Raw genomic sequence first — 8196 nt, 5'->3', positions numbered from 1 at the left:
CCCGGTTCGGCAATCTGGCCCGGCCCTGGCAGGGGGACGGCGACGGTCATTGAGGCCCGGGCTTGAAACGAGGCGGGGAAGGGGGGGGGGCGGCCCCCCCCTGCGCCCCCGCACCACGGACGAGCTGGCCGCGCTCTACCAGGCCGCGCCCGAGGCCACCCTGATCGCCGGGGCGACCGATGTCGGGCTCTGGGTCACCAAGCAGTTGCGCGCGCTCTCGCCGGTGATCTTCCTGGGCGGCATCACCGAAATGCAACGGATCGAGCCGCAGGGCGAGCGGATCCGCATCGGCGCGGGCGTCACCGTCTCGGCCCTGCGCGAGGCGATGCTTGCGCCCCATCCCTCCTTCGCCGAGATGCTGCGCCGCTATGCCTCGACCCAGGTCCGCAACGCCGCCACCATCGGCGGCAACGTCGCCAACGGCTCGCCCATCGGTGACGGCCCGCCCGCGCTGATCGCGCTCGGCGCAAGGCTGCACCTGCGCAAGGGCGCGGCACGGCGCGAGATCGCGCTTGAGGATTTCTTCCTCGACTACCGCAAGCAGGACCGCCAGCCCGGCGAATTCGTCGAGGCGCTGACCATCCCCGCCACCGCGCCGGGGCTGCGCTGCTACAAGCTTTCGAAACGCTTCGACCAGGACATTTCCGCCGTCTGCGGCTGTTTCAACCTGGAAATCGAAGCGGGCACCGTCACCTCGGCCCGCATCGCCTTCGGCGGCATGGCCGCCATCCCCAAACGCGCCGCCACGGTCGAGGCGGCGCTGCTCGGCCGTCCCTGGACCCTCGCCACCGCCCAGGCCGCCGCCCGGGCGATGGCGCAGGATTTCCAGCCGCTCTCGGACATGCGCGCAAGTGCCGATTACCGGCTGAAGACCGCCGCGAACATGATGATCCGCTATTTCCACGACCGCGCCGGAACCCCCGTCTCGGTGCTGGAGGTCCAGCCATGAGCATGGGCCGTCCGCTTCCCCATGACAGCGCGCCGCTCCATGTCACCGGCGAGGCGCGCTATCTCGACGACATCCCGCTGCCCGCCGGCACGCTTCATCTGGCCTTCGGGCTTTCCACCATCGCCTGCGGCGAGATCGCCGCGATGGACCTCTCTGCCGTGCGCGCCGCCCCCGGCGTGGTCATGGTGATCGAGGCCGCCGACCTGCACGAGATCCCCGATTGCTCGCCCTCGCTGGGGGACGAGCCGCTCCTGACCTCGACCCGGATCGAATTCCATTCCCGCCCGATCTTCATCGTAGTGGCCGAAAGCCATCTGGCGGCGCGCAAGGCGGCGCGGCTGGGGCGGATCGACTACCGCGAAGCGCCCGCGCTTCTGACCGTGGAACAGGCAATGGCTGCCGATTCACGCTTCGAGACCGGGCCCGTGGTCTGGGCGCGCGGCGATGCGGCGGCGGCCATCGCCCGCGCGCCGCATGTGATCGAGGGCGAATTGGAGGTCGGCGGGCAGGAACATTTCTACCTTGAAGGCCATATCGCCGCCGCCCTGCCCCAGGACGACGGCGGGATGCATGTCTATTCCTCGACCCAGCATCCGACCGAAATCCAGCACAAGGTCGCCCATGCCCTGCACCTGCCGATGAGCGAGGTCCGCGTCGAGACCCGCCGCATGGGCGGCGGCTTCGGCGGCAAGGAAAGCCAGGGCAACTGGCTGGCCATCGCCTGCGCGCTGGCCGCGCGCGCCACCGGGCGGGCCTGCAAGATGCGCTATGATCGCGACGACGACATGGTGGTCACCGGCAAGCGCCACGACATCAAGGTCCGATACAGGGTCGGCTTCGATGACGACGGCCTGGTGCAGGGCGTCGATTTCACCCATCTGCTGCGCTGCGGCTGGAGCCAGGACCTCTCGCTCGCCGTGGCGGACCGCGCCATGCTGCATGCCGAGAATTGCTACTGGATGCCCGACATCCGCATCGAAAGCCACCGGCTGAAAACCAACACCGCCTCGGGCACCGCCTATCGCGGCTTCGGCGGGCCGCAGGGCGTAATCGGCGCCGAAAGGGTGATGGACCATATCGCCTTCGCCCTGGGGAAGGACCCGGTCGAGGTGCGGCGCGTCAACTACTATCGCGAGATGGCGGAAAGCCCGGCCTCTCCCCCCCACGGCATCGCCCCCGGCGGTGGGTCGGTGGCGGTGCAGACCACCCCCTACCACATGCCGGTCGAGGATTTCATCGGCCGCGCCATGACCGACCGGCTGCTGGAAACCGCCGATTACGCCGCCCGCCGCGCCGCCATCGCAAGATGGAATGCCGAAAGCCCGGTCCTGAAGAAGGGCCTTGGCTTCTCGCCGGTGAAATTCGGCATCTCGTTCACGCTGACCTGGCTCAACCAGGCGGGGGCGCTGGTCCATGTCTATCAGGACGGCTCGGTCCATCTGAACCATGGCGGCACCGAAATGGGCCAGGGGCTGAACCAGAAGGTGGCGCAGGTCGCGGCCCATGTCTTCGGGCTGGATGCGGGGCGGGTGAAGATCACCGCTACCGATACCGGGAAGGTGCCCAATACCTCGGCCACGGCGGCCTCGTCGGGTTCGGACCTGAACGGCATGGCCGCGCGCCAGGCCGCCGAGACGATCCGCGACCGCATGGCGGCCTTTCTGGCCGAAAAGCATCAGGTCGCGGTGGAAAAGGTCAGGTTCCAGGACGGAATGGTCCATGTCGCGGGCGAATCCTATCCGTTCGAAAAGGTCGCGGCCTGGGCCTATCAGGCGCGGATCTCGCTGTCCTCCACCGGCTTCTACGCCACGCCCAAGATCACCTGGGACCGCATCCGGGGCGAGGGGCGGCCGTTCTTCTACTTCGCCTACGGCGTCGCGCTGACCGAGGTGGTGATCGACACGCTGACCGGCGAGAACCGCATCCTGCGCACCGACATCGTGCATGACACCGGCGCCAGCCTGAACACCGCGCTCGACATCGGCCAGGTCGAGGGCGCCTATGTGCAGGGCGCGGGCTGGCTGACCACCGAGGAACTGGTCTGGGACGGCAAGGGGCGGCTTTCGACACATGCGCCCTCGACCTACAAGATCCCGGCCTGTTCGGACCGGCCGCGCATCTTCAACGTGGAACTGTGGGGGGTGCCGAACCGCGAGGATTCGGTCGGCAAGTCGAAGGCCGTGGGCGAGCCGCCCTTCAACCTGGGGATCTCGGCCTTCCTTGCGATCTCGGATGCGGTGGCCTCTTGCGGGACGGGCCGGATCTATCCCGACCTGCGCGCGCCCGCGACCGCCGAGGCGGTGCTGGCGGCGGTGGAAAGGGTGCGCGGCGATGTTTGACCTGAACGGACTTCGGGCCGCGGTGGCGGCGCATGGCCGCGTCGCGCGGCTGGTGGTCGCCGCCCATGATGGATCGAGCCCGCGCGAGGTGGGCGCCGCCATGCTGGTCTGGGCGGATGGCATGTCCGGGACCATCGGCGGCGGCGCGCTGGAATGGGAGGCAGTCGCCCGGGCGCGCGACCTGCTTGCGAAGGATGGCGGCGGCGGCGCGCGGCTGGACCGCGAGGCGCTCGGGCCCAAGCTGGGGCAATGCTGCGGCGGGCGGGTCTCGGTCCTGACCGAGTTGCACGACGCCGGATCGGTGGCCGCGCTGGAGGGGCGCGAGGTGATCGCACGGCCCGTCGGCCTTCCGGGCCAGCCCCCGGCGCCGATGCCCCTGGCCGTCAAGCGCATCCTCGCGGGCGCCCGGGCCAAGGGGCAGCGGCCCCCGCCCCGGCTGGTGCAGGGCTGGATGATCGAACCCCTCGCCCGCCCCTCGCGCGAGGTCTGGGTCTGGGGCGCGGGCCATGTCGGGCGCGCGCTCGTCTCGGTGCTGGCACCCCTGCCCGACCTGCGGCTGACCTGGATCGACACCGCGCGCGCGCGCTTTCCCGAGGAAATCCCCGAGGGCGTGGCGCCCGTCTGGACCGAGACGCCCGCGCTTCTGGCCGGTCACGCGCCCGAAGGGGCCGAGCATCTGATCATCACCTATTCCCATGCGCTGGACCTTGAACTCTGCCACCGGCTGCTCGGCCATGGGTTCGGCTGGCTGGGCCTGATCGGATCGGATACGAAATGGGCGCGGTTCCGGTCGCGTCTGGCGCAACTTGGGCATGGGGCGACGTCGATCGCCCGCATCACCTGCCCGATCGGCGCCCCCGCGCTTGGCAAGCATCCGCAGGCGATCGCGGTGGGGGTGGCGGTGCAACTGCTGGAACGAAAACAACAATCCGAGACGGAGATCACGGAGCATGACGGGGAACGGGGAACTTCTGCGGCTGGAGGGCCTGACCAAGGCCTATCCGGGCGTGGTCGCCAATAAGGATGTGTCCTTCCGCATCGGGACCGGCGAAGTCCATGCCCTTCTGGGCGAGAATGGCGCCGGGAAATCGACGCTGGTCAAGATGATCTACGGGCTGGTCAAGCCCGACGAGGGCGTGATGCGGCTGCGGGGCGAGGTCTACCAGCCCGCGAAGCCCGCCGAGGCCCGCCGCCTTGGCGTCGCCATGGTCTTCCAGCATTTCAGCCTGTTCGAGGCGCTGACCGTGGCCGAGAACGTCGCCCTGGGCATGGAGGCCCCGCCGCCGATGCGCGAGCTGGCCGCCAAGATCCGCGCGGTCAGCGAGGAATACGGCCTGCCGCTCGACCCCGGCCGGATGGTGGGCGACCTGTCGGCGGGCGAACGCCAGCGGGTCGAGATCATCCGCTGCCTGCTGCAGGATCCGAAACTTCTGATCATGGACGAGCCGACCTCGGTCCTGACGCCGCAGGAGGTCGAGATCCTGTTCCGCACCCTGCGGCAATTGCGCGACGAGGGCACCTCGATCCTTTACATCAGCCACAAGCTGGAAGAGATTCGCGCGCTTTGCGACAATGCGACGATCCTGCGGCGCGGCCAGGTGGTGGGCACCTGCGTCCCGCGCGAGACCACCGCGCGCGAGATGGCCGAGCTGATGGTCGGCGCCACGCTGGGCACGCCCGAACGCAGCCCGGGCGAGAAGGGGGCGGTCGCGCTCGGGGTCTCGGACCTCACCCTCGCCTCGCCCATTCCCTTCGGGACCACGCTGAAGGACCTTTCCTTCACCGTGTCGAAGGGCGAGGTCCTCGGCATCGCGGGCGTCGCCGGGAACGGCCAGGACGAATTGCTGCTGGCGCTTTCCGGCGAATTGCGCGCCGCCCCCGATCGCATCCGGCTCAACAGCCGGCCCGTGGGCGACCTTGGCCCGTCCGAGCGACGGAGGCTGGGCATGGTCGCCGCGCCCGAAGACCGCTACGGCCATGCCGCCGCCCCGGACATGAGCCTGATCGAGAACGGATTTCTCAGCGCGGGCGTCCGGCGCGGGCTGACCGCGAAGGGTTTCGTCAACTGGGCCAAATCCAGGGCCTTCGCCGAAGAGATCATCCGCGATTACGACGTGCGCACCCCCGGCCCCGGCGTGGCGGCGCGGGCGCTTTCGGGCGGCAACCTGCAAAAGTTCCTGATGGGGCGCGAGTTGATGCAGGAAGCCGATGTCATCGTCATCAACCAGCCCACATGGGGGGTGGATGCGGCCGCGGCGGCCTCGATCCGCCAGAAGATCCTCGACAGCGCGGCGCGCGGCGCGGCGGTGGTGGTGATCAGCCAGGACATCGACGAACTGCTTGAGATCTCGGACATGTTCGCGGTCCTGAACGAGGGGCGGATGACGAAGCCCCGCAGCGTCCAGGGCCTGACCATCGACGAGATCGGCCTGATGATGGGCGGCGCCCACGGGATGGAGGTCGCGCATCATGCGGAATGAAGGCGCAATCCCGACGCGGGCGCATCGGCGGCGGAAAACGAATGGAACGGGCAACAGGGGCGCGGCATGCTGAAACTTGAAAAGCGCCAGAACCCGTCGCGGTTCTGGCTCTATGCCACGCCGGTCGCGGCGGTGGTGCTGACCATCGTCGCGGGCTTCATCCTGTTCGCTTTCCTTCTGGAACCCGATGCCTCGAAACTGGTGACCGATCCCGATGCGGGCTGGTTCGAGACGCTGAAGGGCCGGATCCTGGCCGATTACGGCCGCCCCGCCGCGGTGATCCGCACCATCTTCTGGGATCCGCTGTTCGGTCCCTTCGCGGGCTATACGCGGGGACAGCTTCTGGTGAAGGCGGGGCCGCTGATCCTGATCGCGGTCGGACTCGCGCTCGGCTTCCGGGCCGGGATCTGGAACATCGGCGCCGAGGGTCAGTATATCATGGGGGCGCTTGTCGGCGCCTCGGTCGCGCTGGCCTTCTACCCTTCGGGGCCGGTCGAGGTCTCGTGGCTCTGGGGCGCGATCGCCTTCACCTGGGACATGACGCTGCCGCGCTGGATCCTGTTTCCGCTGGCGGTTCTGGCGGGCGCCTTCGGGGGCTGGGTCTGGGCGATGATCCCGGCGGTGCTGAAGACGCGGTTCAACACCAACGAGATCTTGGTCTCGCTGATGCTGGTCTATGTGGCGCAGACCTTCCTTGCCAAGGCCGCGACCGGCTTCCTGCGCAATCCCGAAAGCGCGGGTTTTCCGGGCAGCCGCAACTTCTCGGGCTTCGCCGAGGCCGCCAACCCGTTCTGGATCGCGGGATCGGGCCTGCATTGGGGGGGCGCGGCGGCGCTTGGCCTGGCGGTGCTGGCCTATATCCTGCTGACGCGCCACCTTCTGGGCTTCCAGATCCGGCTGGCGGGCCAGGCGCCGCGCGCGGCGCGGTTCCACGGCGTCAGCCCGGCGCGGCTGGTGCTGTTGTGCATGGGGATCTCGGGGGTGCTGGCGGGGCTGGCGGGCTGGTTCGAGGTCTCGGGACCCGCGCGCCAGATCTCGATCAACTTCAACACCGGCTATGGCTTCACCGCGATCATCGTGGCCTTCCTGGGGCGGCTGAACCCGCTGGGGATCGTGCTGGCGGGCTTTCTGATGGCGCTGACCTATGTCGGCGGCGAGATGGCCGCGACCAACCTGAACCTGCCCTCGGCGGCGATCCAGGTGTTCCAGGGGATGCTCCTGTTCTTCCTCCTGGGCGTCGATGTGATGACCAACTACCGCTTCCGGTTCGTGCCCGGGGCCATGGCGAAAGGAGCCCGGTGATGGATTTCGGCGGTATCAATCCGGTCATTCTGATCGCCTCGCTGATGGTCAGCTCGGTTCCGATCCTGCTTGCCGCGCTTGGCGAGGCGGTGGTGGAGCGTTCGGGCGTCCTGAACCTGGGCGTCGAGGGGCTGATGATCATCGGCGCCATCGGCGGCTTCATCGTGGCGGTGAAGACCGGAAATCCCTTTCTGGGCTTTCTGGGCGGCGCCGTCGCGGGCGCGGCGCTGGCGATGATCTTCGCCGCGCTGACCCTGGTCTTCCAGGCCAACCAGGTGGCGACGGGGCTGGCGCTGACGCTGTTCGGGCTGGGCGTCGCCTCGCTGGCGGGGCAGGACTATGTGGGCATCAACCCGCCGCCCACGGCCAAGCTGCCCTTCGGGCCGCTGGCGCAGATCCCGGTGCTGGGGCCGATCCTGTTCAACCACGACTGGGTGGTCTATTTCTCGATCGCGATGACGGCGGGCCTGTGGTGGATCCTGCGCTCGACCCGCCTGGGGCTGATCATCCGCGCGGTCGGCGAAAGCCATGACGCCGCCCATGCGCTTGGCTACAAGGTGAACCGCATCCGCCTGGCCTGCATCGCCTTCGGCGGCGCCATGGCCGGGATGGGCGGGGCCTATATCAGCCTGGTGCGGGTGCCACAGTGGACCGACGGCATCACCGCGGGCGCCGGCTGGATCGCGCTGGCCATCGTGGTCTTCGCCAGTTGGAAACCCTGGCGCGTGCTGGTCGGCGCCTGGCTTTTCGGCGGCATCACCGCGCTGCAACTGAACATCCAGGTGGCGGGCGGCCTGCCCATCGGCATCCTCGACCTGATCGTGATCCTGTCGGTTCTGGCGCTGCTTTTGCAGGCTGCTGCGCTGTTTCTGCTCAGACAACCGGCACGTCCGGCCACCAGCGCCCTTGTCACCGTCGGGATCATGGTCACAATTTCGGCGATCTGCCACATTTTCGGCATTTCGCGCATCGGGATCTCGGTCGAATACTTGTCGATGGCGCCCTATCTGATAACCATCCTCGTGCTGGTCATCATGTCTTCGGGCGGGGCGAGGGCCGCGCTCGGCGCGCCCGCCGCCCTCGGGCAGAACTTTCACGCCTCGCGCTAGGGGCACAACTTCGCGGG

The 8196-nt window shown here is 68.7% G+C and carries 6 protein-coding genes; all 6 read left to right on the top strand.

The features are described from left to right. Positions 1-949 (top strand): FAD binding domain-containing protein (locus ABNX41_RS14695; RefSeq protein WP_438670480.1); only part of this gene is annotated, 949 nt, incomplete at its 5' end. Next, positions 946-3288: a xanthine dehydrogenase molybdopterin binding subunit gene (gene xdhB / locus ABNX41_RS14690; protein WP_438670479.1), complete on the top strand. Its 2343-nt coding sequence runs from the start codon at positions 946-948 to the stop codon at positions 3286-3288. The genes ABNX41_RS14695 and xdhB, both read left to right, overlap by 4 nt. Further along, positions 3281-4309 (top strand): xanthine dehydrogenase accessory protein XdhC, encoded by a 1029-nt coding sequence (xdhC, locus tag ABNX41_RS14685; protein WP_438670478.1) that lies wholly within the window; start codon positions 3281-3283, stop codon positions 4307-4309. The genes xdhB and xdhC overlap by 8 nt, the downstream gene beginning before the upstream one ends. After that, positions 4239-5768, top strand: a complete 1530-nt coding sequence (locus tag ABNX41_RS14680; protein ID WP_438670477.1) for an ABC transporter ATP-binding protein — start codon at positions 4239-4241, stop codon at positions 5766-5768. The genes xdhC and ABNX41_RS14680 overlap by 71 nt, the downstream gene beginning before the upstream one ends. A gap of 66 nt (positions 5769-5834) precedes the next feature. Next, the gene (locus ABNX41_RS14675) at positions 5835-7070 is read left to right on the top strand and encodes an ABC transporter permease (protein WP_438670476.1); all 1236 of its coding nucleotides are present in this window, start codon (positions 5835-5837) and stop codon (positions 7068-7070) included. Then, entirely contained in the window at positions 7070-8179 is a 1110-nt protein-coding gene (locus tag ABNX41_RS14670; protein ID WP_438670475.1) for an ABC transporter permease, read from the top strand. Before ABNX41_RS14675 ends, ABNX41_RS14670 begins: the two co-directional genes overlap by 1 nt. Positions 8180-8196 lie beyond the last annotated feature (17 nt).

Source organism: Pseudogemmobacter sonorensis (assembly GCF_042762395.1).
Lineage (GTDB): Bacteria > Pseudomonadota > Alphaproteobacteria > Rhodobacterales > Rhodobacteraceae > Pseudogemmobacter > Pseudogemmobacter sonorensis.
Note: the sequence above shows the minus strand (reverse complement) of the source record. Positions and strands in the feature narration are given on the sequence as shown.